The 23265-nt window shown below is 66.7% G+C and carries 19 protein-coding genes and 1 tRNA gene; 8 read left to right on the top strand and 12 right to left on the bottom strand.

The genetic code is table 11. From position 1 onward, the window contains the following. Positions 1 to 16: 16 nt before the first annotated feature. The gene (locus tag FCE95_RS01605; protein ID WP_223266737.1) at positions 17 to 1585 is read right to left on the bottom strand and encodes a calcineurin-like phosphoesterase C-terminal domain-containing protein; all 1569 of its coding nucleotides are present in this window, start codon (positions 1583 to 1585) and stop codon (positions 17 to 19) included. 266 nt (positions 1586 to 1851) lie between these two features. On the opposite strand from FCE95_RS01605, the gene FCE95_RS01600 reads away from it, so the two are divergent. Continuing rightward, complete coding sequence (locus FCE95_RS01600) at positions 1852 to 3615, top strand: sensor domain-containing diguanylate cyclase (RefSeq protein WP_189644602.1); 1764 nt, start codon at positions 1852 to 1854, stop codon at positions 3613 to 3615. A 118-nt stretch (positions 3616 to 3733) separates the two neighbouring features. Here FCE95_RS01600 and hisIE read toward each other — a convergent pair whose 3' ends face one another. From hisIE to FCE95_RS01555, 9 genes are read right to left on the bottom strand one after another with little or no spacing between them, the layout of a single operon-like run. Continuing rightward, positions 3734 to 4348 carry a bifunctional phosphoribosyl-AMP cyclohydrolase/phosphoribosyl-ATP diphosphatase HisIE gene (hisIE, locus tag FCE95_RS01595; protein WP_137265249.1) on the bottom strand — a complete coding sequence of 205 codons (615 nt, stop codon included), beginning with the start codon at positions 4346 to 4348 and terminating at the stop codon, positions 3734 to 3736. Continuing rightward, positions 4338 to 5114: an imidazole glycerol phosphate synthase subunit HisF gene (gene hisF / locus FCE95_RS01590; RefSeq protein ID WP_137265248.1), complete on the bottom strand. Its 777-nt coding sequence runs from the start codon at positions 5112 to 5114 to the stop codon at positions 4338 to 4340. Before hisF ends, hisIE begins: the two co-directional genes overlap by 11 nt. After that, positions 5108 to 5854, bottom strand: coding sequence for a 1-(5-phosphoribosyl)-5-[(5-phosphoribosylamino)methylideneamino]imidazole-4-carboxamide isomerase (locus FCE95_RS01585; RefSeq protein WP_137265247.1), 747 nt, complete (start codon positions 5852 to 5854; stop codon positions 5108 to 5110). The genes hisF and FCE95_RS01585 overlap by 7 nt, the downstream gene beginning before the upstream one ends. Further along, positions 5851 to 6450 carry an imidazole glycerol phosphate synthase subunit HisH gene (gene hisH, locus FCE95_RS01580; RefSeq protein ID WP_137265246.1) on the bottom strand — a complete coding sequence of 200 codons (600 nt, stop codon included), beginning with the start codon at positions 6448 to 6450 and terminating at the stop codon, positions 5851 to 5853. The genes FCE95_RS01585 and hisH overlap by 4 nt, the downstream gene beginning before the upstream one ends. Next, positions 6447 to 7520, bottom strand: coding sequence for a bifunctional histidinol-phosphatase/imidazoleglycerol-phosphate dehydratase HisB (gene hisB, locus FCE95_RS01575; protein WP_137265245.1), 1074 nt, complete (start codon positions 7518 to 7520; stop codon positions 6447 to 6449). Before hisB ends, hisH begins: the two co-directional genes overlap by 4 nt. Then, on the bottom strand, positions 7517 to 8614 hold the full coding sequence (hisC, locus tag FCE95_RS01570; protein ID WP_137265244.1) for a histidinol-phosphate transaminase: 1098 nt from the start codon (positions 8612 to 8614) through the stop codon (positions 7517 to 7519). Before hisC ends, hisB begins: the two co-directional genes overlap by 4 nt. Then, positions 8611 to 9924, bottom strand: coding sequence for a histidinol dehydrogenase (gene hisD / locus FCE95_RS01565; RefSeq protein ID WP_137265243.1), 1314 nt, complete (start codon positions 9922 to 9924; stop codon positions 8611 to 8613). The genes hisC and hisD overlap by 4 nt, the downstream gene beginning before the upstream one ends. Next, on the bottom strand, positions 9921 to 10835 hold the full coding sequence (hisG, locus tag FCE95_RS01560; protein ID WP_137265242.1) for an ATP phosphoribosyltransferase: 915 nt from the start codon (positions 10833 to 10835) through the stop codon (positions 9921 to 9923). Before hisG ends, hisD begins: the two co-directional genes overlap by 4 nt. Positions 10836 to 10846: 11 nt before the next feature. Continuing rightward, positions 10847 to 11173: a YerC/YecD family TrpR-related protein gene (locus FCE95_RS01555; protein ID WP_137265241.1), complete on the bottom strand. Its 327-nt coding sequence runs from the start codon at positions 11171 to 11173 to the stop codon at positions 10847 to 10849. A gap of 260 nt (positions 11174 to 11433) precedes the next feature. Here FCE95_RS01555 and FCE95_RS01550 point away from each other — a divergent pair, with 260 nt between their 5' ends. Next, positions 11434 to 12123 carry a DoxX family protein gene (locus FCE95_RS01550; RefSeq protein WP_137265240.1) on the top strand — a complete coding sequence of 230 codons (690 nt, stop codon included), beginning with the start codon at positions 11434 to 11436 and terminating at the stop codon, positions 12121 to 12123. Between the two features lie 170 nt (positions 12124 to 12293). Here FCE95_RS01550 and FCE95_RS01545 read toward each other — a convergent pair whose 3' ends face one another. Together FCE95_RS01545 and hisS are read right to left on the bottom strand one after the other, a co-directional pair. Then, positions 12294 to 14177 carry an HAL/PAL/TAL family ammonia-lyase gene (locus tag FCE95_RS01545; protein ID WP_137265239.1) on the bottom strand — a complete coding sequence of 628 codons (1884 nt, stop codon included), beginning with the start codon at positions 14175 to 14177 and terminating at the stop codon, positions 12294 to 12296. 17 nt (positions 14178 to 14194) lie between these two features. After that, positions 14195 to 15577 carry a histidine--tRNA ligase gene (gene hisS / locus FCE95_RS01540; protein WP_137265238.1) on the bottom strand — a complete coding sequence of 461 codons (1383 nt, stop codon included), beginning with the start codon at positions 15575 to 15577 and terminating at the stop codon, positions 14195 to 14197. A 375-nt stretch (positions 15578 to 15952) separates the two neighbouring features. Between hisS and FCE95_RS01535 the strand changes: the two genes are divergently transcribed. The 6 genes from FCE95_RS01535 to FCE95_RS01510 all read left to right on the top strand — a co-directional run bounded on the left by FCE95_RS01535 (position 15953) and on the right by FCE95_RS01510 (position 23233). Beyond that, positions 15953 to 16029: transfer RNA gene (locus FCE95_RS01535), tRNA-Pro, on the top strand. Between the two features lie 169 nt (positions 16030 to 16198). Further along, positions 16199 to 18250 carry a poly-beta-1,6 N-acetyl-D-glucosamine export porin PgaA gene (pgaA, locus tag FCE95_RS01530; RefSeq protein WP_137265237.1) on the top strand — a complete coding sequence of 684 codons (2052 nt, stop codon included), beginning with the start codon at positions 16199 to 16201 and terminating at the stop codon, positions 18248 to 18250. Positions 18251 to 18263: 13 nt separating this feature from the next. Further along, entirely contained in the window at positions 18264 to 20117 is a 1854-nt protein-coding gene (gene pgaB, locus FCE95_RS01525) for a poly-beta-1,6-N-acetyl-D-glucosamine N-deacetylase PgaB (protein ID WP_425481290.1), read from the top strand. Between the two features lie 7 nt (positions 20118 to 20124). Next, positions 20125 to 21372: a poly-beta-1,6-N-acetyl-D-glucosamine synthase gene (gene pgaC / locus FCE95_RS01520; RefSeq protein WP_137265235.1), complete on the top strand. Its 1248-nt coding sequence runs from the start codon at positions 20125 to 20127 to the stop codon at positions 21370 to 21372. Next, positions 21369 to 21812 (top strand): poly-beta-1,6-N-acetyl-D-glucosamine biosynthesis protein PgaD, encoded by a 444-nt coding sequence (gene pgaD, locus FCE95_RS01515; RefSeq protein ID WP_137265234.1) that lies wholly within the window; start codon positions 21369 to 21371, stop codon positions 21810 to 21812. Before pgaC ends, pgaD begins: the two co-directional genes overlap by 4 nt. A gap of 164 nt (positions 21813 to 21976) precedes the next feature. Then, positions 21977 to 23233, top strand: a complete 1257-nt coding sequence (locus FCE95_RS01510; RefSeq protein ID WP_137265233.1) for a CynX/NimT family MFS transporter — start codon at positions 21977 to 21979, stop codon at positions 23231 to 23233. The last annotated feature ends 32 nt before the right edge of the window (positions 23234 to 23265 follow it).

The following is a 23265-nucleotide window of genomic DNA, read 5'->3' as shown; positions in this document are numbered from 1 at the left end:
ATTCCTTCTCTGTCGATTAGGGTGCCGCATCCTCGAGCCGGTACCGGGTCTGCGCGCGCAGCTCGCCTCGCCACGCATCCACCGTGCGCACTTCGATCCGGTGCTCGCCCAGGGCCAGATCGGTCGGCAATGCGCCGCGCCACAGATGCTGCGAATCATCGGCTTCCGGCGAACGGTCGTAGCCGCGCAAACGTTCGGCGGCATCGTCCTGGGCGTTTTCCGCCAGCAGGTTCGGATCGGGACGCAGCACCTTGTTCATGGGTTTCCAATCGCCATCGTCGACGCGGTACTCCACCCGGCTGTCGTCCCGGCCCATGTAGACGTTCGCATAGACGCCCCAGGCCGGGTACGCGCCTTTGCGCAAAACCTTGGGCGCGTGCAAGCCGATGCCAGTGTCTTGGGCGGCGCGGGCCGGGTGCCAGGCCAGGAAGTAACGGCCGCCGCGTTCGATGCGCAAAGTGGCGTAGCCGTTGGGCGTGCCGTCGGCCATGGTCGTATCCGGAATGCCGGCCGCATCCTTGACGCCGCTCCAGAACGCGCCGCAGGCCGCGCCGACGTTGTATTCGTGCAGCGGCGCCGCGCCATGCCAGCCGTCCTCCGTACCGTGGAAGACATGGCGCTGGATATGGCCGTGGCCGCTGAGCAGCAGCACGTGCGGGAAAGGCGCGAGCAGGGCGAACAAGCGCTCGCGATCGGCGCGGCGGAAAGTGGGATGGGCCGGATCGGACGAAACGTCGAAGAACGGGATATGCACGCCGATGACCAACAGCCGGTCCTTAGGCACGCCGCGCAAATACCCTTCCAGGAAAGCGAACTGTTCTTCGCGCAAGCCGCCGACATAGGCCGGCTTCTGTCCCGGCAGATAGACCACGTCGTCGAGGCCGACGAAGGTCGCTTCCGCTTCCTCCCAGGCGAACGTATCCGGACCGTAGACGTTGCGGAAACTGAGCAGCGAATCCTCGTCGCGCGCGGCATCGAAATCCAGATCGTGGTTGCCGGCGACGTGCAGCCAAGGCACGGCCAACGCCGCCGTGGCGCGATTCATGGCCGGGTACAGCGACAGATCGTCGTTGACGATGTCGCCCAGCGACAAGCCCAAGCGCGCACCGTGCTTGCCGGCGATGGGCGCCACGATGTCGCGCCGGTAATAATCGACGTCGACCGCCGATTTCGGTTGCGGATCGGCGAAAACCAGCACGTCCAGGCCCGCGCCGCGGGGCGCTTCGCGGCGCAGCGCGAAGTCCCGGCAGGGCCCCGAAGTCGGCGCGATGCCGCCATACTTCAGCCCCGCGCCCAAGCCCGCCGGCGGGTTGCGCCACACGTCCGGCAACCCGTCCATACGCGACGGTGCGGCGAAGCCGGCCGGCTTGATCAAGAAGACCGTCCGCGCCGATCCACCGCCCAATCCCGAGTAACGGCCTGTGGAATCGGTTTCAACGATCGCTTCGCCGTCGGACAGCTTAATTCCGGCCAAGCCGGGTTCGCCGGAATCGCGCGAGCCGTTGCCGTTGCGGTCCTCGAACACGAGACCGCTATCGCAGGCGGGTATCTTGGCGAACGCGGGGAACGCGACTGCGGACAGCATCAACAGGCAAAATGGGAATGCTTTCATGGTCGACCGAGCGGGAACGGCACGGGAATTATGCCGCCTGCCCGGCGACGGATGAGGCAAGATTTGGCCGGATCGGTCCTACTGGCCGCGTTGCTCGACTATGAGGGCATGCGGAGGGCTCGGCACGCTGGCCAAGGATTCGGATGCGAGGGGGTGGTATGGGTTTCAGAGAGAGCCGAAGGCCGGGATGGCTTGCGCTGCTGTTGCTCTTGCTTTGCGGCGGAGCCTGGGCGCAGGCCGTGCCGACGCTCGACCTGACGCCCGGCACGACCCACACGCCGTTGGCCGACTACACGCGCTACCGCCACGACGTCAACGCCAGCGACGACACCGCCAGCGCTTTCCGGCGTTTGCAAGCCGGCGAATTCGCGCCGCTGCCGGGAGGCAAGCACGAATTCGGCTTCCAGCAGGGCGCGTACTGGTTCCACATCGGCATCGTCAACCACAATCCGAAGGAATTGCGCTGGTTGCTGGTCCAGCGTTATGCGCTGAGCGACTACATCGACGTGTACGCGCGCTATCCGGACGGACGCGTGGTGCATCAGGCGGGCGGCGACGCCCTGCCCTTCGAATCGCGCAGCATCGGTTATCGCCACCCCAATTTCTGGATCGGACTCCCGACCGGCGAGCGGGTCGACTTGCTGGTGCGTATCCAAAGCCAAAGTTCGATGCAGGTGCCGCTGGATCTGTATACGCCGGACGCTTTCGTCGACTTGACCCGCGATGCGCAGCTCGCGATCGGCTTGTACTACGGCATCCTCACCGCGCTGTTCTTCTACAACTTGGTGCTGTGGCTGACGCTGCGCGATTCGGGCTATTTCTGGTATCTGTTCCATATCTCCGCGTTCGGCATGGTGCTGTTCACGCTGAACGGATTGGGCTTCGAATACCTGTGGCCGCATTCGCCGTGGCTGGCCGACAAATCGGTGCCGTTGTCGATCTGCTTGGCCTTGATCGGCATGCTCCAGTTCGCGCGGATCTTCCTCGAGCTGCAGGACCGCTGGCGATTCGGCAACGCGGTCGCGCTGGCCTTGATCGGATTTTTCGTACTGCTGGGCGCTGCTTCGCTGGAATTGCCCTATCGCGTCTCGATCGTGATCGCGACCAAGGCCGTGCTGTTCGGCGTGGCGTGGATCGCGATCGCCACCGTGGTGGTGCTGCGCCGCGGCTACGCGTCGGCCTGGCTGTTCCTGATCGCCTGGGCCATGTTCCTGCTCGGCACGACCACCTTCAGCTTGGTGGCATTCGGCATCCTGCCCAAGACCTTCTACACCGAGTACGGCGTGCAGATGGGCTCGGCGCTGGAAATGCTGCTGCTGTCGATCGCCCTGGGCCGGCGCTATTCGTCGCTGCGGCAAGAGAACGAACGGATCATCAACGAAGCCAACCTGCGCTTGGAACGCAAGGTCGCGCAACGCACGCAGGAGCTGCGCGGCACGCTGGCGCAGCTCGAGGACGCGCACGGCCGCCTGCGCGATTCCAGCCGACGCGACGGCTTGACCGGGCTTTACAACCGCACCTACTTCCGCGAGGCGTTCGAGGACCTGTTGGTCGACAGCCTCGACAGCGGCCGGCCTTTGTCGTTGCTGATGATCGACCTAGACCACTTCAAGAACATCAACGATCGCTACGGCCATCTGGTCGGCGACGATTGCCTGCGCTGGGCCGCGCACCGCATCGGCGACGCGCTGCGCCCGCACAAAGCCTTGCTGGCGCGCTTCGGCGGCGAAGAGTTCATCGTCGGCCTGCCCGGCCACGATCTGACGGCTGCGGCTCAAGTCGGCGAAATCCTGCGCCGGCAGCTGCAGCAGGAGCATTGCACGGTGCGCGGCCACCAGATCCGCATTTCCGCGAGCATCGGCGTGCATGCGGTGCAGTCGGTGCAGGATCCGGCCAACAGCATCGACGCGGCGCTGATGGCCGCGGACCTGGCCTTGTATTCGGCCAAGGCCAAGGGCCGCGATCAGGTCTGCACGTCGAATCCCGCGTTCGTGCCGATGTAGCCCGGCTTCCGTTTTTTGTAGGAGCGGCTTTAGCCGCGAGCTCTTTCTCTGGAAATCGCCGCGATGTCGCGATTTGAGGGAAAGAGCTCGCGGCTAAAGCCGCTCCTACAAAAGCCCGTCATTCGCGATTGCGCAGCGTCTCCGCCAAATCGGACAAGCCCAATCCGCGCGAGCGCAACAGCACCAGCAGGTGATAGACCAGATCCGCGGCTTCTCCCAGCAGCGCCGCATCGTCGCCGACGACCGCCGCGAGCGCGGTTTCGACGCCCTCTTCGCCTACCTTCTGCGCCATGCGGGCCGCGCCGCCGTCGAACAGCTTGGCGGTATAGCTGCCCTCGGGCCGTTCCCGTTGTCTCTGCGCGATGACCGCATCGAGCCCGGCCAGCGTCGCCGACGGCGCATCCGCGAAACAGCTTTCGCGGCCGAGATGGCAGGTCGGCCCCTTCGGCCGGGCTTGGACCAGCAAGGTATCGCCGTCGCAATCGGCTTCGACCGAGACCATGGTTAGGTAATGGCCCGAACTTTCGCCCTTGGTCCACAGCCGCGCCTTGCTGCGGCTGTAGAACGTGACCGAACCGCTTTCCAGCGTACGGACGAGCGCTTCGCGCGACATGTAGCCGAGCATAAGCACGCGCTGGTCGTCCGCGTCCTGCACGATCGCGGGCAGCAGCCCGCCCTCGCGCGCGTCGGGCGAGCGCGACCAGGCCAGAGCTTCGATTCGTTCAAGCCGCACGCCGCACCTCGATGCCCTGTCCGCGCAGATAGGCTTTCAATTCCGGAATGGCGATGTCGCCCGAATGGAACACGCTCGCGGCCAGCGCGCCGTCGACGTCTGCCTCGCGGAAGACGGCGTCGAAATGGGCCGCGGTCCCGGCCCCGCCTGATGCGATCAGCGGCACCGAGCACACCTCGCGCAAGGCGCGCAGTTGGACGATGTCGTAACCGTCGCGGACGCCGTCGTTGCCCATGCAATTGAGCACGATTTCGCCTGCGCCGAGGCGCTGGGCCTCGATCGCCCAATCCAGCGTGCGCCGGCCCGGCGCGCGCATGCGCTGCGGGTCGCCGGTATGGCTGCGCACGCGCCATTCGCCGTCGGCGTCGCGCATCGAGTCTATGCCGACCACCACGCACTGCACTCCGAACGCGTCGGCCAGCTCGGCGATCAAGTTCGGGCGCTGCAAGGCCGGGGTATTGACCGAAATTTTGTCGGCGCCCGCGTTGAGGACGCGCCGCGCGGAGTCCGCGTCGCCGATCCCTCCGGCCACGCAGAACGGAATGTCCAATACCCGCGCCACACGTTCCACCCAAGCCGGATCGACGCTGCGGCCCTGCGGACTGGCGCCGATGTCGTAGAACACCAGCTCGTCCGCGCCGGCTTCGCGGTAGCGCATCGCGAGCGCGACGATGTCGCCCATGTCGACGTGGTCGCGGAAGCGCACGCCCTTCACCACGCGGCCGTCGCGCACGTCCAGGCAAGGGATGATGCGCCGGCTCAGCATGCCAGCGCCTCGGCCAGGCCGACGCGGCCTTCGAGCAGGGATTTCCCCAGCACGATGCCGGCGCATCCGGCCCGCCGCGCCTCGCGCACGTCGCCGAGGTCGCGCGCACCGCCCGAAGCCTGCACGGCGACCTGCGGCGCCCATTGCCGCAATAGCGCGTAGAGCGGGAAATTGGGTCCGGACAGCATGCCGTCGCGCGCGATGTCCGTGCACAACAGGTGGCGCAATCCGTTGTGCGCGTAGAACCTCACCACATCGGCCAAGCTGCGTTCGCTCTGCCGGGTCCAGCCGTGCGTGGCGGGAAACCAGCGGCCGTCGTCCGTGCGCCGCGCGTCGAGGGCGACAGTGATCTTGTCGTTGCCGTAGCGGCGCAACCAAGCTTCGACCCGGTGCGGTTCGTTCACCGACAGCGAACCGACCACGATCCGATCGGCGCCCGCGGCCAGCAAGCGTTCGATGTCGGACTCCTCGCGCACGCCGCCGCCGGTCTGCAGCGATAGACGGGTCTGCGCCTTGATTTCGGTCGCCAGCGACGACAGGCCATAGCCGCCGTCGCGCGCCGCGTCCAAGTCGACCAGATGCAGCCAATCCGCGCCCGCCGCCGCGTAGGCGCGCGCTAGCGCCAGAGGGTCCTGCGCATACGGCGTTTCGCGGGCGTAGTCGCCCTGCGCCAAGCGCACGACGCGGCCGCCGCGCACGTCGATCGCGGGATACACCTGGAAGGCGGTGCGCGCGGTCACGGCCGCCACTCGACGAAATTGCGCAACAAGCGCGCGCCGCAATCCGACGAACGCTCGGGATGGAACTGGGCTCCGCAATAGAGTCCGCGCCTGACCACCGCGCTGAAACGCTCGCCGTGCTGCGCCGCCGCCAAGGTATCGGCGCCGACCGGCACCGCGTAGCTATGCACGAAATACGCCTCGTCGCCGTTGCCGACGCCCGCGAGCAAAGGATCCGCCACGACATCGGACAACGCATTCCAACCCATGTGCGGGATGCGCACGCCGGGTGCCCGCGCCATCTTCCGCACCCGCCCCGGAATCGCGCCCAGGCATGCGGTATCGCCTTCGTCCGAAAACTCGTACAGCAATTGCATGCCTAGGCAGATGCCGAGCACCGGCACCGCTGTGTCGCGCAGCGCCGCATCGAAACCGCGCTCGCACAACGCCGCCATCGCCGGCGCCGCCGCGCCGACGCCGGGCAGGACGATGCGCTCGGCGCCGGCCAGCTCGCTGGCATCGCGCGCGATCCGCGGCGTCGTGCCCAGGCGCTCGAGCGCGTAGCGCACCGAACCGAGGTTGGCGCCGCCGGCATCGATCAGCGCGACGCGGGTCATAGCACGCCCTTGGTGCTGGGCAACGCCGCGCCTTCGCGCCGGATCGCCTGACGCAGCGCGCGCGCGGTCGCCTTGAAGCAAGCCTCGACCTTGTGGTGGTCGTTGTCGCCCCGCACCTTCAAATTCAGATTGAGCCCCGCCGCATCGCACAGCGAGCGGAAGAAATGCGGCACCAATTCGGTGGGCAGATCGCCGACGCGCTCGCGCCGGAATTCCCCGTCGAACACCAGATACGGCCGGCCGCCGAAATCCAGCGCCGCACTGGCCAAGGACTCGTCCATCGGCAAGGTGAAACCGTAGCGGCCGATGCCGCGCTTGTCGCCCAGCGCCTCGCGCAGGGCCTGGCCCAAGGCCAGCGCGGTGTCTTCGACGGTGTGGTGCTCGTCCACGCGCAGATCGCCGTCGGCGCGTATTTCCAGCGCGAATCCGCCGTGCTTGCCGAGCTGCTCGAGCATGTGGTCGAAGAACGGCAAACCGGTCTCGGTTTTCGGCTCGGCCTCGCGGTCCAGATCCAGCTCCACACGGATGCGCGTCTCGCGCGTGTCGCGGCGTACGCAAGCGCGGCGCGGCGCGTCCGCCAGCGCGTGCGCGATGCCGGGCCAATCCCACTCGCCGCCGAACTGCGCCGTGCGCAGCTGGAAGCCGCGGATGCCGAGATTGGCGGCGAATGCGAGATCGGTTTCGCGGTCGCCGACCATGGCCGAACGCGACCAGTCGACGCCGCGATCCTTCAGATATGGCAGCACCAGGCCCAATCCGGGCTTGCGCGTGGGCTTGTTCTCTTCCGGCAGGCTCCCGTCGATCAGCACGTCGCGGAAGCGGATGCCTTGGCTTTCGAACACTTGCATCATGAGCCGCTGCGGGCCTTCGAACGACTCGCGCGGAAAACGCTCGGTACCCAGCCCGTCCTGGTTGCTGACGATGACGAATTCGTAGCCGGCATCGCGCAGCTTCGACAACGCCGGAATCGCGCCGGCCACGAAACGCAGCTTATCGTAGGCGTCGATCTGGAAATCGGCCGGCTCCTCGATCAAGGTGCCGTCGCGGTCGACGAACAGGATCGGTTTCATGCCGCCGCCTCGACCGCGCGCAAAGCGGCCAGCACAGCGTCGTTCTGCTCCGGCGTGCCGATCGTGATACGCAGCGCGTCGCCCAGCTGCGGCATCGCGCGCATGTCGCGGACGACCACGCCGGCGGCCAGCAGCCGCTCGTACGCCGAATCGGCATCGGCGAAGCGGACGAGCAGAAAATTGGCTTGCGACGGGTAGACGCGGCGGACATCGGCCATCTCCGCGAGCGAAGCCGCCAAACGCGAACGCTCACGGCGGACTTCGTCGACTCGGGTTCGCGTCGCAGCCAGCGCCTGCGGCGCTAGCGCCGCCAAGGCGCGCTCGGCGCACGGCTCCGGCACGGGATACGGCGCCTGGCAGCGCCGCAAGGCCTCGATCACCGCTGGCGCGGCGATCGCGCAACCTATCCGAGCCGCTGCCAAAGCGTGCGCCTTGGACAGCGTGCGCAGGACGACGATGTTCGGTTCGCCTGCGGAAGCCGCGATCAGCGAATCCGCATCCGCGAATTCGACGTAAGCCTCGTCCACCACCACGATCGCCCTGCCCCGCAAACGGCGCGCCAGGCCGATCACGGATTCCGCCGGCAACGCGCCGCCAACAGGATTGCCGGGCGAGCACAGGAAGACCAGCTTGGCGGCTTGCGCGATCGCCTTGTCGGCGGCTGCGACGAAATCCAGCGCGAAATCGTCGCCGGCTTCGCGCAGCGGCGCTTCGACCAGGCGCGCGCCCTGCAAGCGCGCGCAGACCGCATACATGCCGAACACCGGCGGCGCGATCAAGACGCCGTCGATGCCCGGCCGGCAGAACGCGCGCACCAGCAGGTCGATGGCCTCGTCGCTGCCGCGGCCGATCAGCAAGCGATCCGGCACGGTGCCGTACAACTGCGCCAAAGCCGCGCGCAAGCTTTGCGGTTGCGGTTGCGGATAGCGGCGCAGGCGACCGCCGGGATCCGCCGAACCGGCGCGAGCGGCTTCGTTGGCGTTGAGCCAGATCTCGCCCTGCGCCGTTTCGCTGCGCGCGGAACGGTAGCCGGCGAAATCGCGCAAATCTTCGCGCAGCAGGCGCAGCGTGCTTTCGCAGGAAACCGCGCTCATGGCCGCGCCTCCGCCAGCCGCAGCGCGACGGCGTTGCGGTGCGCGCCCAGCCCTTCGGCCTCGGCCATCACCATCGCGCAAGGCCCGATCGCGACGATGCCGCGCGGCTGCGCCGACTGCACGCTGATCGCGGTCTGGAAGCTGGCCACGCTCAAGCCGCCGAGCGCGCGCGCCGCGCCGCCGGTGGGCAGCACGTGGTTGGTGCCGCTGCAGTAATCGCCCAGCGCTTCCGGCGTCCAGTCGCCCAGGAACACCGAGCCTGCGGCCTGCACGCGATCGAGCCAGGCGCGCGGTTCGCGCAAGGCCAGGATCAGGTGTTCCGGCGCATAGCGGTTGCTGATCTCGAACGCATCGGCCAATGCATCGACCTGGACCAGCCGCGACGACGCCAAAGCCCGCTCGGCGATTTCGCGCCGCGACAGTTGCGCCAGTTGCAGGGATATTTCCCGTTCCGTCGCCGCGAGCAGCGCCGCATCGTCGGAAATCAGCAGTACCTGAGAATCCGGCCCATGCTCGGCCTGCGACAACAGGTCCGCAGCGACGAAAGCGGGATTGGCGCCGGCGTCGGCGATCACCAGCACTTCGGACGGGCCGGCCGGCATGTCGATCGCGGCGCCGTCGGCGCGCGTCGACGCTTGGCGCTTGGCCTCGGTGACGTAGGCATTGCCGGGACCGAACAGCTTGTCGCAACGGGGCACGCTTTCCGTGCCGAAGGCCATCGCGGCGATCGCCTGCGCGCCGCCGAGCTTGTAGACGCGGTCGATGCCGCACAGCTTGGCGGCCGCCAGTACCGCCGGATCGGCGCTGCCGTCCTTGCGCGGCGGCGTGCACAACACGACTTCGGCGCAACCGGCCAGGCGCGCCGGTACGCCGAGCATCAACGCGGTCGAAGGCAGCGGCGCGCTGCCGGCCGGCACGTACAGGCCGACCCGGCCGATGCCGCGCACGATCCGCTCGCAGACCACGCCGGGCGCCGTTTCCACCGCATACGGCCGTTGCATGCCGTCTTCGTGGAAGGCTTCGATGCGTTGCGCGGCGGCGATCATCGCCACGCGCAGTTCGAGCGGAACCGCCGCTTCGGCCGCCGCGAATTCTTCGGAAGTCACGGCGAAACGGTTTTGCTCCACACCGTCGAAGCGCAGGGTAAGTTCGCGCAACGCGGCGTCGCCGCGTTCGCGCACCTGTTCGAGGATCGAGCCGACGCCGGCCTGCACTTCCGCCGATATTTCCTGCGCGGGACGCATCAGCAGGCGCTCCCGCTGCGCGTCGTCGATTCCGTTCCAATGCACGATGGCCGAAGGCGCGTTCATGCGAGCATCCTTTCCACCGGCAACACCATCAATCCGCTGGCGCCGGCGGACTTCAAGTCCTCCAGGCGCTGCCAAGTCATCGCGCCATGGCATAGCGCCTGCAACGCCACCGTGTCGGCGCCGTCCACCTGCAGCACCGTAGGCGGTTCCGCATCGGGAAGCAGCTTCATCAACGCCGGCACGGTTTGACGCTGGGCTTGGAACAGCAACAATTTGCTGTGCTTGAGCCTCAGCACGCCGTCGAGCCGGCGCAGCAGCAATGCGGCCAGCTCGGCGCGCGCATCGGCGAACGGCGCGACTGGACCGGCCAATACGGCTTCGCTCTGCAACAAGGTCAGTACGGGCTTGAGCTGGTTCGCCGCGAGCGTGGCGCCGCTGGACACCAAGTCGCAAATCGCATCGGCCTGGCCCAACCGCGGCGCGATTTCGACCGAGCCCGACAGCGGCACCACTTGCGCACCGATGTTTTGTTCGCGCAACCACGCCTGCAGCAGCGACGGATAGCTGGTGGCGATGCGCTTGCCCTGCAATTGCGCCGGTCCGCCCCAACTCCAGCCCTCTGGCACGGCGATGTCGAGACGGCAGCCGCCGAAGCCGAGCGCGCGCCATTCGCGGTATTTGTCCTGCCCGGATCCGTTCGCGCGCTGCAGGATCTGTTCGGCCAGCACGTTGCGGCCGACGATGCCCAAATCGCAGACGCCGTCGGCGATCAAACCGGGAATGTCGTCGTCGCGCACCAGCAACAGGTCGACCGGCAAGGTCTCGCCGTAGCAGAACAGCCGGTCGCGGCTTTCGCGCCAGCTCAGGCCGCAGGAAGCGAGCAAGGCCCGCGCCGGCTCGCTGAGCCGGCCGGATTTTTGGATGGCGACGCGCAAACGGTCGCGCGCCGCCGGCAAGGCGGATGGGCTCATGGCGGCCACGGTCAATGCGAAGAGATCAGGCGCGGATGCTGGCGCTTGGCGGCAGCGGCGTAACCGCCCGCGCCCCGCTCCAAGGTGCGGGCGACGCGGCCGATGGTGGTGACGCTCACCAAGGTGCGGTCGTGGATCTGGCGGTACGGCACGCCCTGCAGCAACAGGGGCACGACGCGCCAGCGGTCGGCCATCGCCTCGAGCTCGGCGGGCGTGCACAGGTCTTCGAGGAAGGCGCGCACGTCCTCGGCCCTGTCCAGCGACGCGAGCGCTTTCGCCAAGGCCTTCAAAGAGGCGTCGGCATCGCGTTCCGGCAGGGGCTCAGGGCGTTGTTTCATTGCATTAATGTATTAGTGTGTTAATACATTAACCCGAAGATGGAAACCCGTCAAGCCCTGGCTGAGGTGGCCCGAGTGCCGGACCGTAGAGTCGAGCCTGCTCGACTGCTTCACAGCCGAGACGGGAGAGCAGTCGAGACGGAAAAGCAGTCGAGCAGGCTCGACTCTACAAAGAAGCGGCCGCCCCCACTTCCGGCCTATATGAACAGCGCCGGACGGTGGCGTAGATTGGCGGGCGCCCTCGCCCGCAAGGCCGCCGCATGAACCCCGTCGCCGTCGCCACGATCCAGGCCGTCCTGGCCGCAATCGTCGCCCTCGTCCTGTTGAAGACGCTCGCAGCGCGGACCGGCGCTCGCGATCTTGGCCGCGGTTTCCTGTGGGTGTGCGCGCTGCTGGCGCTAGCGAACCTGCTCGGCGTCGCGGTCGTATCGCTGGCCGGCGACGGGGCGGCCAATATGATGCGCCCGGTTCTGCGTACGCTGAGGATGGCGGATTGGCCCCTGACCGGTGTGGCGCTGCTGCTGGCTTGCGCCGCATGGATGCGGAAACCCTCGGCCGGCGGCACATCGACCATCGCCGATTTCGCCTCCCGGCCCGAAACGGCCGCGGGCTTGTCCGTCTACGTCGCCCTCGGCTTCTTCGCTTTCGAGATCGGCAAGCTCGCGCACGATGCGCAGATGCGCGAATTCTTCTTGAATTCGGGCTATCCGGCCACGTTCATGTATGCGGTGATGGCGGCCGAAATCGTCGGCGCCATCGGTTTGATGTTCGAACGCACGCGACGCTTCGCAGCGTTATGGCTGGCCGTGATCATGATCGGCGCCATCGGCACGCATGTCCGCAACGGCGATCCGTTCTCCGATTCGCTGGATGCGCTGCGGATGCTGCTGATTTCGGTTTCGATCCTGGCGCTGTCCCATCGCTCGAAAACCCCTCTCCCCTCGGGGTGACACTGCATAGATTGCGCGCCACCGGCGCGCATGCAGTGGAACGCCCGAGCCGCTGGCGCGGGCCGGGGTGCGAAGCGGGGTTGGGGTGAGGGTTCGGATTGCGGCGTCGCTTCGCCGAACCCTCATCCGCCCTCCGGGCACCTTCTCCCGAGGGGAGAATGAAAACGGCATCAACCGCGCGAAGCCGCCAACAAACTGCCGTCGGCCACCAGCCGCACCGCCGCGGCGACTTCGCCGTCCATCGCACGGTCGCGCTCCAAGAACGGAATCGTTTCGCGCAAGGCCGCATGCGCGCGGGCGACGGCGGCGCCGGGATGGAACGGTTCCGCCGCCGACAATTCCGCACGCAAGGCGTCCACTTCCGCAGCGAATTGCGCGGCATCCGCGCCGGGTTGCGGACCGCCCTGCACTTTCGCCGCGAATCCGGCGGCATCGGTGCGATCGGCCAGGGCCCGCGCAGCGTTGATCATGCCGCGACGCAGATCCAAAGCCTGCGCCGCGGTGTACAGCTCCAGCGCGAGCACTTTGCCCAGATCGTCGGCCATCGCCAGGACATGGCGCGCCTCGTTGGCGCCCATCGAGACGTGGTCTTCGGCGTTCGCGGAAGTCGGGATCGAATACACCGACGCCGGCATCGCCCGGCTGGCCAAATCGTTGACGATGGCCGCCGCGGTGTACTGGACGATCATGAAGCCTGATTCGGTGCCGTCCTCGTTGCCGATCAGGAACGGCGGCAGGCCGTCGTTCGTCGCCGGATCGACCAATTTGTTGAGGCGGCGCTCGGAGATCGAAGCCAGCACCGGGATCGCCGCCTTCGCATAGCTCATCGCCAGCGCCAGCGGCATGCCGTGGAAATGGCCGGCGGAAATCACCTGCTGCTCGACGTGCTCGGCTTGCGCTTCGGGGAACACCAGCGGATTGTCGGTGACCGCGTTCAATTCGATGTCGAGCACGCGCTTGGCCTGCTCCACCGCGTCGCGCACCGCGCCGTGCACCTGCGGGATGCAGCGCAGCGAATAGCTGTCCTGCGGCTGGTGCTTCTTGCCGCCGCGGAAAGGCTTGAAACGTTGGTAGAACTTCTCGCGCCCGTGCCGTTGCGAGGTCGGCACCCAATCCCAGCCGATGTCGAAACCCAGCGCCTGCGCTTCGGGGGTGTCCCAGCTTTGCGGCAACCACTGCCGGAAACGCGGCACCAGATGGTAAGGAATGTCGGCCAAAGTCGAATCGGCCAGCAGCGAGCGCAGGTTCGCCGCGGTCTTCACTTGCCCGGGATGCGGGCGCAAGGCATGCACTTCTTCGGCGAACGCGCCCAGGCGCCCGGCGAAAGCGTCGATGGTCATCGCTGCGGCCAGATCGGCCGTGTCGAGCAGATCGTCCAGTTTCTGCAGCGCCAACACGCCGGTCGCCAGCATTTGCGCAGTGCCGTTGTTCAGCGCCAAGCCTTCCTTATACGACAGCGACACCGGCTGCAGGCCGGCGCGTTGCAGCGCCTGCGCGCCGGGCATGCGTTCGCCATCGTAGAAGGCCTCGCCACCGCCGAGCAGGACGATGGCCAGATGCGATAGCGGCGCCAAATCGCCGCTCGCGCCGACCGAACCCAGCTGCGGCACCACCGGCACCACGCCGGCGTTGAGCATCGCCGCCAAGGCCTGCAGCGTTTCGACGCGGATGCCGGAATGCCCGCGCAACAGCGTGTTGATGCGGATGCAAAGCATGGCGCGCACCACGTCGGCGGCGAAAGGTTCGCCGACGCAAACCGCGTGGGTGACGATCAGGTTGCGCTGCAGTTCTTCGTGCAACGAGCGGCCGGACGGCGCCGCGCCGGGCAGCTCGTCGCGCAAGGGGTGGCTGCCGAGGAGTTTGTCGGCGTTGCTGCCGAAGCCGGTCGAAACGCCGTAGATCGGTTCCTCGCGCCGGACCTGTTCGGCGAGGAAGGCGGCGGCGCGTTCGACCGCCTTCAACGCGGCTGGATCCAATTCGACTTGCGCGCCGTGCGCCACTTCCACCAACTGCCGGCGAGTCAGGGAACGTCCGTCCAGGCGGATCGGTTTCATGCGGTGTTTTCCGGAAATTAGTTGGAGGACGAGCCGACGGCGCGCCATTGTTCGCGTTCGACCAGCAAGGTCCGCGCCAAATCGGCTTCGGCCGCTTCGAACTGCTCGCCGCGGCGCAGATCCTTCACCGCGACCACGCCGCGCGCCGCTTCGTCGCCGCCGCGGATGACCACGAAGCGGATGCCGGCGCGGTCGGCGTACTGCAGTTGCTTGGCGAGCTTGCGCGGCTCGAGCTGGGTTTCGACGTTCAAGCCCGCCGCGCGCAATTGCTGCGACAGCGCCAGCGCATGGTCCAAGTCCGCGTCGTCGAGCAAGGTCACCAGCGCGTCGACCGAGCTTTCGGCCGTGGCGACGATGCCCGCCTCGCGCAATTGCCAGAACAGGCGCGTCAAGCCGATCGAGATGCCGACGCCGGGCAGTTTCGACTTGGTGTAATGGCTGGCCAGGTTGTCGTAGCGGCCGCCGGAGCAGATCGAACCGATCTGCGGATGCGCGTCCAGCGTGGTCTCGTACACCATGCCGGTGTAGTAGTCCAAACCGCGCGCGATGGAGAGATTAACCGCGTAGCGCGATTCCGCCACGCCCATCGCCTTGAGCCGCTGCAGCACTTCGCGCAGCTCGTCGCGTCCTTCTTCGAACAGAACCGAACCCGGCCCCAAGGCGGCGAGCTTGGCCAATGCGTCTTCGTGCCCGCGCGAGCGCACCTGCGAGAACGCCATCAGCTTGGCGACGGTTTCCGCCGCCAGGCCAAAACCCTCGCCTTCCAGCGTCGCCGCCACGGCCTCTTGACCGCGCTTGTCGAGCTTGTCGATCTCGCGCAGCACCGCCGCCTGGCGCTCGCCTTCGATGCCCAGGCCTTCGAAATAGCCGCGCAGCAATTTGCGGTGGTTGAGCTGGATGGTGAAGTCGCCGATGGCCAGCGCTTCGAACACGGCGCCGATCACGGCGGGGATTTCGGCGTCGTGGCGGATCGACAGCGCGTCCTTGCCGATCACGTCGATGTCGCACTGGTAGAACTCGCGGAAGCGGCCGCGCTGGGCGCGCTCGCCGCGGTAGACGCGCTGCATCTGGTAGCGGCGGAACGGGAAGGCCAATTCGTGCTCGTGCTCGGCCACGTAGCGGGCCAGCGGCACGGTCAGGTCGAAGCGCAGCGCCAGTTCGGGCAGGCCTTCGCCTGATTTTTCCAGGGCGCCGGTGGACTGCACGAAATAGACCTGTCGCTCGGTCTCGCCGCCGGATTTGGTCAGCAGCACTTCGGATAGTTCCATCACCGGCGTTTCCACCGGCAGGAAGCCGAAGCGCTCGAAAGTGAGCCGGATCGTGTCCAACATGCGCTGGAACGCGATCTGGTCGCGCGGCAGCAGCTCCATGACTCCGGGCGGCGTGCGGGGCTTGATCAAGCGGGACTCCAACAAGCGGAAGCGAAGATTGCACAGTGTAACGGGCGGTTGCTTTTCCCTCTCCCTTTACGGGGTGAGGGGGCATGGTTTGCGAATCACCGATTCGCATGCCCCTGAACGCCCTCGCGTAAGCGAGGGTCGGGGCGCGGAGCGGGGATAGGCGCGTCAGCGCCAGGGTTCGGCTTTTCGAAAGTCTTGCAGCGAAAGCACCATCAAGACGGGCGCATTCCGCCAAACGCGGAACCCTCTCCCTGGCCCTTCGGGCCTTTCCCTCTCCCGTAAAAGGGAGAGGGAAAAAGCTGTGCACGCTCGACTCGAGCATTGCGGCTATTGCCCCAACCCCGCCCCCATCACTACAATGCGCGGCTCACCTGTCGGGGTGTAGCTCAGTCTGGTAGAGCGCTACGTTCGGGACGTAGAGGTCGCAGGTTCGAATCCTGTCTCCCCGACCATCCGGTGAAATCCCCTCTCCTATCCTTCAGCCCGCTCGGCGACGAGTCCGGGCTCGACGTTTTTGCCCGGTAATAATTGGCATGGTTTTTGCTTGATTACTCTCTAAAATGTGAACTGCGTCACAAACTGTAGTTCGCCCTATCCCCCACGGAAGAGAGGGTTTTCTCCATGCCTATCGCCCGACCTGCGCCCCTGGCGCTGGCCTCGCTGTTGGCTTTATCTGCGTTTTCCGGCCCTTCGACGGCAGGAAGTGACGCTGCCAGGCCATCCGGTTTGCAGGACTCGCTGACCGAAATACGTCATCTGCGCGATCAACGGCAGTGGCTGCCCGCCTTGGCGTTGATCGAGAAAGCGGCCGCGGCGCACCCCGACGACGCGTCCTTGTACGTGTTGCGCGTGCATACCCTGTCCGAGCTCGGCGCCCGCGACCGCGCCTGGACGCTCTATCGCGTCCGCCCCGAATTGTTCGGCGCCGAAGAGGCGCAGCGCATCGAGGCCGACCGCCTGGCGCGGATGACTTCTTGGAGCCGGCTCTACGTCGCCGACGAAAAGCATCTGCTCGACCAGGCCCAGGCCACGGATCGCGCGAGCCAGGATTATCTGGCCCGCGCCGACATCGATCCGGCCCGATTGCCGCTGCGCCTGCGCCTCGACCGCCTCAATCTGCTCAACCGTCTGGCCCGGCATCAAGAAGTGGCCGACGACTACGCCCGTCTGCAGCAGGAAGGCCAGACCGTCCCCGGCTATGCGCTGGCGGCCGTCGGCGATTCGCTGATGGCGCTGCAGCGGCCGGAGCAAGCGGAAACCGTGCTGGCGGACGCGCTTAAGGCCGATCCCGGCAACATCGACCTGCAGGTCCAGCACGCCTACGCGCTGATGGAAAGCGAGCGCTTCGACCTGGCCCTGCCCGAGTTCAAGGCTCTGGTCGACGCCAATCCGGCTTGGCCCTACGCCGCCGGTTCGCCGCGGCCCTACGACAACTGGAAGCGCTACGAAGCCGAGACCAATTACGCGATGGCGCGCTCCTACGGCGAGGATCTCGCCGGCGCGCAGGCGATGCTGGAACCGCTGGCGGCGATCGGGCCCAACAACGCCGGCCTGCAGTCGATGCTCGGTTCGGTGTACGAGCGCCGCGGCTGGAACGAGCGCGCGCTGGAACGCCATCGCATGGCCGCGACCATCGATCCGCAGACGATCCAAGGCCGCGTCGGCCAAGTCGAAACGCTGATGGAATTGCAGCGCAACGATCTGGCGCGGCCGATCCACGAAAACCTGCAGGCGAGCCACGGCGATGCACTGCCGGTGAAGCTGGCCGACAAACGCTGGAACCTGCACCAGGGTTGGCAATGGCGCGTCTACGCCGGCAGCGGCCGCAGCCGCGGCGGCGGTGGCGTTTCGCCGCTGGGCAACCGCGATGCGATCTACGGTTTCGACATCGAAAGTCCGCTGCTGGACGATCGCTGGCGGCTGACCGCCGGCAGCGTCGACCGGTCCTCGGAATTCCTCGGCGACAACGTGCACGATCGCCGCGCCGCGATCGGCCTGCGCTACGGCTTCGACCGCCTGAGCTGGCATCTGCAAGCCAACCGCTCTTTCGACGACATCGACGACACCGGCTTGAGCTTCGATCTGGGCTGGCGCTTCAACGACGTGCTCGACGCCAGCTTCGGCCTGCGCAAGAACGACCCGGAAGCCTCGCTGCAGGCGCGCCGCAGCGGCATCGCCGCCGATTCCGCGTCGCTGGGCCTGGATTACCACCCGAGCGAACTGACCCGGCTGACCGGCACCGCGCAGCGCTTGCGTTACGACGACGGCAACCGCCGCGATTCGCTAGCGCTGGATTTGGATCAGCGCCTGCTGACCCGTCCGCATTTCCTGCTCGACGGCCTGGCCAGCGTCGGCGCCAGCCGCGGCAGCCGCGACGATGCGGCGTACTTCAATCCCTCGCGCGATCGCTCCTGGGAAATCGGTTTGCGCGCCGATCAGATCGTTTGGCGCCGCTACGACCGCCACTTCCGCCATCGCCTCACCGCTTCTGCCGGGCAGTACTGGCAGGAAGGCTTCGGCAACGCCTGGATGCCGTCGCTGCGCTACGAACACGAATGGCGTTTCGACTTGGGCAAGACCCTGGTCTACGGCGTGAACTGGTCGCGACCGGTCTACGACGGACAACGCGAACGCCACCTCGGCTTCGACGCCGAATTCCGCTGGGGAGAATGACATGTTCAACGGAATGAAATCCCTATTGCGCGCGTTGGCCCTGTTCTGCCTGTTGCAGGCCGGCACCGCGGTCGCGGCCGAAACCAACGAATTGCTGGTGATCAGCTACCACGACGTGCGCGACGACGTCGCGCTGAAAGGCGACGTGGACAGCTATGCGATCGGCACCCAGAACTTCGCCGCGCATCTGGACTGGCTGTCGGCGCAGGGCTACCACCCGGTCAGCCTGCAGCAGGTGATCGACGCCTCGGAAGGCCGTAAGCCGTTGCCCGACAAGCCGGTGCTGCTGACCTTCGACGATGGCTTGCGCAGTCTGTACACCCACGTGTTCCCGCTGCTGCGCGCCTACCGTTTTCCGGCGCTGGCCGCGGTGATCACCGGTTGGGTCGATCTGCCGCAAGGCCGCACCGTCGATTTCGGACCGCGGCCCTACACCCACGACGATTTCGTCACTTGGGCGCAGCTGCGCGAAATGCAGGATTCGGGCTTGGTCGAGATCGCCTCGCATACCGACGATCTGCACCACGGCGTGCTGTCCAACCCGCAAGGCAACCAGACCCCGGCCGTCATCACCCGCATCTACGACCCGGCGCGGCAAACCTACGAGAGCGAAGCGGCCTATCGCGAACGCCTGCGCGCGGACCTGGCCCGCAGCAGCGACAAGATCGCCCTGCATCTGGGCCGCAAGCCGCGCGCGATCGTGTGGCCTTACGCCGCCTACAACCGCGAAGCCAACGACATCGCCGACCAGCTCGGCATGCGCGTCACCTTCGACCTGGAAGGCCGCAACACTAAACTGAGCGGCGACCTGCATGGCCTGGCGCGGTTGCTGATGGTCGACAACCCGACCGTCGCGGACCTGGCTTACGACCTGCGCCACAAAATGGAGCTGGACAGCGTGCGCGCGCTGCAAGTGGACTTGGACGCGGTCTACGACTCCGATCCGGCCCAGCAGGCGCGCAACATCGACGTGCTGATCGAGCGCGTCAAGCAGATCGGCCCCAGCCATGTCTTCCTGCAAGCCTTCGCCGACCCCGACGGCAATGGTTCGGCCGATGCGCTGTATTTCCCGAACCGTTTCCTGCCGATGCGCGCGGATCTGTTCAACCGCGTCGCATGGCAGTTGCATACGCGTGCCGAAGTGGTGGTCTACGCCTGGCTGCCGGTGTTGGGTTACGAACTGCCCGACGCCGCGCAGCGCAACGCGTTGGCGATCGCCGGCGCGCAAGGCCACGAGATCTTCCGCCTGGATTTCACTAAGCCGGAAACCCGCAAGCTGATCGCCGGCATCTACGAAGACCTGGCCGTCAACAGCTATTTCGAAGGCTTGCTGTTCCACGACGACGCCTTCCTGCGCGAGGGCGAACTGCCGTCGCTGGCGCCGGCGAGCCGCACCGGGGCGCTAATCGACTTCACCTTGGAACTGAAGGCCGCGGCCGAAAAATGGCGGCCGAAGCTGAAGACCGTGCGCAATCTGTACGCGAACACGGTGCTGGATCCCGCCAGCGAGGCTTGGTTCGCGCAGCGCCTGGACGCGTTCAACCGCGCCTACGACTACACCGCGCTGATGGCGATGCCGTGGATGGAGAACAGCCGCCGTCCGCGCCATTGGATGCAGACGCTGACCGCCGAGGTGAAACGGCACGATCCGGAGTTCGTCAAAACGATGTTCGAGCTGCAGACCGTGGACTGGCGCAACGGCAAGCCGATCCCCGGCGACGTGCTGAAGCGGCAGACGCGCGAGCTGCAGGCCGCCGGCGTGCGCCATCTGGCTTGGTATCCCTACGACTTCATCGCCGACTCGCCGTCGGTGGAAGTCGCGCGCGAGGCGATCTCGGCGCGCAATTTCCCCTACATCGCGAAGTGAGGCGGCCATGAATCCGATCCTAGCGACGCTGTTCCAATTCGCCTTCTTCTATCCGATCGTAATGTCGTTCTTCTGGATGACGGGCGGCCTGTACTACTACTTCCGGCGCGAACGCTGGTCGCCGACGCGCACGCAGCCGCCGGCCATCGAGAACCCGCCCTTCGTTTCGATCCTCATCCCTTGCTTCAACGAAGGCGACCAGGTCGACGAGACGATCGCCGCAGCCCTCACGCAGCGCTACCCCGATTTCGAAGTGATCGCGATCAACGACGGCAGCAGCGACGACACCGCCGAAAAGCTGAACGGACTGGCCGCCCGACACGATCGCCTGCGCGTGATCCATCTGGACCGCAACATGGGCAAGGCCAACGCGATGCGGATGGGCACGCTGGCGGCGCGCTCGGAATATCTGGTCTGCATCGACGGCGACGCGCTGCTGGACGAGTACGCCGCGCACTGGATGGTGTGGCATCTGCTGTCGGGCCCTCGCGTCGGCGCAGTGACGGGCAATCCGCGCATCCGCAACCGTTCCACCCTGCTCGGCCGGCTCCAGGTCGGCGAGTTCTCGTCGATCATCGGCATGATCAAGCGTGCGCAGCGCGTCTACGGCCGCTTGTTCACCGTGTCCGGCGTGATCAGCGCGTTCCGCCGCACCGCCCTGCACCGGATCGGCTATTGGGCCGACGACATGGTGACCGAGGACATCGACATCAGCTGGCGCCTGCAGATGGACCATTGGGACATCCGCTACGAGCCGAACGCGCTGTGCTTCATCCTGATGCCGGAAACGCTGAAAGGCCTGTGGAAACAGCGCCTGCGCTGGGCGCGCGGCGGCGTGGAAGTGATGCTGCGCCACACCCGCGACCTGCTCAGCTGGCGCAAACGGCGAATGTGGCCGGTGCTGTTCGAATACATGCTCAGCGTGGCCTGGGCCTACATCATGCTGTTCATCATGCTGTTGTGGCTGGTCGGCCTGTTCCTGCCGATGCCCGAGCAACTGTACGTGCGCACGATCCTGCCGTCCTGGCACGGCGTGATCCTGGCGATGGTCTGCCTGACCCAGTTCGCCGCAAGCCTGATCATCGACCGCCGCTACGAAGCGCGGGTCGGCCGCAATTACTACTGGATGATCTGGTACCCGATCGCGTACTGGATGCTCAGTTTGTTCACCACCGTCACCGCGGTGCCGAAAACGTTGTTGAAACGGCGCCGCGAGCGCGCCACCTGGATTAGTCCGGATAGGGGGATCCGATGAAATTCGATTCGAAAGTCATTTACAAGCCGCGTTCTCAGCCCGCGTTGCAGCGCGGATTCTTCAGCGTCGTCACGTTCGCGTTCTGGATGGCCTACGCCTACCTGTGGCTGCCGCTGCTGACGCTGTTCCTGTGGCTGCTGGGCGTGCGCACGGCGGTATTCGAACTGTATCTGCGCGAACACCAGGTCGAGCCGTTCCTGCTGATCTCCCTGCCGATGCTGGCTCTGGCCAGCGCGGTGATCCTGATCGCCTGGGCCGAATACAATCGCTACCGGTTCCGCGACAAGGACCGCCGCGGGGCGCATGCGAATGTGGACCGGCAGGATATCGCCCGGGCTTTCGGCAGCAGCGACGAAATCGCGCGGTCGCTGGTCGCAAGCAAAGTGGCGGTGCTGCGGATGGACGACTCGGCTGCGCCCGTCGGCGTCTCCACCCTGTAAGCTTCTGCTTTTGTTGGGAGCGGCTTTAGCCGCGAGCTTTTCCAAATCTCGGCAATGCGACGGAAAGAGCTCGCGGCTAAAGCCGCTCCTACAAAAAGCCGGTCCGCAACGCATTGTTGCGCTACGGACAAGCGCCTGTCGCGCCGCGCCGGATAGAATGGGCGATGGCCTCCCCCGCTTCGCATTCCGCCGCCTCCGCATCGTGGAACGGCCGCGCGCTGGTGCTGTTCGGCATCGCGCTGTCGGCCTTCAATCTGCGCACCGCGGTCACCTCGCTGACGCCGCTACTCGGCGATCTGGGCCAGATCTTCGGCTTCGGCTCGACCATGACCGGCGTGTTCGGCATGCTGCCCAGCGCCGCGTTCGCGGCGTTCGGCGTGGCGACGCCGGCGATGGCGCACCGGCTCGGCCTGGAACGTTCGGCCCTGTTGTCGATGCTGCTCGCCGCGCTCGGCCTGGTGCTGCGTTCGTTCGCCGAAGGCACCGGCGGATTGCTGATCGGATCGATCGTCGCCCTGGCCGGCATGGGCATGGGCAATGTGGTGCTGCCGCCGCTGGTCAAGCGCTATTTCGCCGACCGCGTCGGCGCGGTCAGCACGCTCTACATCACCGTTTTGCAGTTCGGCACCATCTTGCCCGCCTTGGTCGCGGTACCGCTGGCGGCGGAAGCGGGTTGGCGCGTGTCCCTCGGCGCTTGGGCGTTGGTAGCGATCGCCGCGGCGCTGCCCTGGATCGGCGTGCTGCTGATCGAACGCCGCAAGGATTCCTCGCTCGCGCGCAGCCACGACCGCGCGGTGACGGCCGACGACGAAGCGCCCGAATTGGCGGCGCCGCTCGCGCGCGGCCGCGCATGGCGTTCGCCCGTCGCCTGGGGCATGGCGCTGATGTTCGGCATGACCTCGCTGATCACCTATTCGATGTTCACCTGGCTGCCGAAGCTGCTGGTCGAAGCCGGCGCGACGCCCGCTTTCGGCGGCGCGATGGTCGCGCTGTTCTCCACCTTAGGCCTGATCAGCGCGCTGCTGATGCCCTCGTTGGCGGTGCGCACGCCGAATCCGTTTCCCATCGTGTTGGCCTGCGCGGCCTGCCATATCGCCGCGTTCGCGGGCCTGTTGTTCGCACCGATGGCCTTGCCGGTGCTATGGGTCGCGCTGCTCGGCTTGGGACCGAGCACGTTTCCGCTGGCGCTGACGCTGATCAATCTGCGTACCCGCGGTCCGGCCGGATCGGCCGCGCTCTCGGGCTTCATGCAAGGCGTCGGTTACGCGCTCAGCTGCTTGGGACCGCTGCTGTTCGGCGTGCTGCACGACTTGAGCCGGGGTTGGGTGGTGCCGTTCGCGATGCTCGTCGTCAGCGTGGCGGTGCTGCTCTACGGCGGTTGGCTGGCGTGCAAACCGCGCTGGCTCGAAGACACGTGGTGACAACGTAGCCCGGGTGGATACCCGGGGTCGAG

Origin of the sequence: Luteimonas gilva, from assembly GCF_005239095.1 — a bacterium.
Lineage (GTDB): Bacteria > Pseudomonadota > Gammaproteobacteria > Xanthomonadales > Xanthomonadaceae > Luteimonas_C > Luteimonas_C gilva.
Note: the sequence above shows the minus strand (reverse complement) of the source record. Positions and strands in the feature narration are given on the sequence as shown.

Coding starts and splice junctions, on each gene's coding strand:
- hisB (WP_137265245.1), bottom strand. CDS start 7,520: ATGAAACCGATCCTGTTCGTCGACCGCGACGGCACCTTGATCGAGGAG.
- FCE95_RS01555 (WP_137265241.1), bottom strand. CDS start 11,173: ATGAAACAACGCCCTGAGCCCCTGCCGGAACGCGATGCCGACGCCTCT.
- pgaC (WP_137265235.1), top strand. CDS start 20,125: ATGAATCCGATCCTAGCGACGCTGTTCCAATTCGCCTTCTTCTATCCG.
- pgaD (WP_137265234.1), top strand. CDS start 21,369: ATGAAATTCGATTCGAAAGTCATTTACAAGCCGCGTTCTCAGCCCGCG.
- hisC (WP_137265244.1), bottom strand. CDS start 8,614: ATGAGCGCGGTTTCCTGCGAAAGCACGCTGCGCCTGCTGCGCGAAGAT.
- hisH (WP_137265246.1), bottom strand. CDS start 6,450: ATGACCCGCGTCGCGCTGATCGATGCCGGCGGCGCCAACCTCGGTTCG.
- FCE95_RS01550 (WP_137265240.1), top strand. CDS start 11,434: ATGAACCCCGTCGCCGTCGCCACGATCCAGGCCGTCCTGGCCGCAATC.
- pgaA (WP_137265237.1), top strand. CDS start 16,199: ATGCCTATCGCCCGACCTGCGCCCCTGGCGCTGGCCTCGCTGTTGGCT.
- FCE95_RS01605 (WP_223266737.1), bottom strand. CDS start 1,585: ATGCTGTCCGCAGTCGCGTTCCCCGCGTTCGCCAAGATACCCGCCTGC.
- FCE95_RS01510 (WP_137265233.1), top strand. CDS start 21,977: ATGGCCTCCCCCGCTTCGCATTCCGCCGCCTCCGCATCGTGGAACGGC.
- pgaB (WP_425481290.1), top strand. CDS start 18,264: ATGAAATCCCTATTGCGCGCGTTGGCCCTGTTCTGCCTGTTGCAGGCC.
- FCE95_RS01545 (WP_137265239.1), bottom strand. CDS start 14,177: ATGAAACCGATCCGCCTGGACGGACGTTCCCTGACTCGCCGGCAGTTG.
- hisF (WP_137265248.1), bottom strand. CDS start 5,114: ATGCTGAGCCGGCGCATCATCCCTTGCCTGGACGTGCGCGACGGCCGC.
- hisD (WP_137265243.1), bottom strand. CDS start 9,924: ATGAACGCGCCTTCGGCCATCGTGCATTGGAACGGAATCGACGACGCG.
- hisG (WP_137265242.1), bottom strand. CDS start 10,835: ATGAGCCCATCCGCCTTGCCGGCGGCGCGCGACCGTTTGCGCGTCGCC.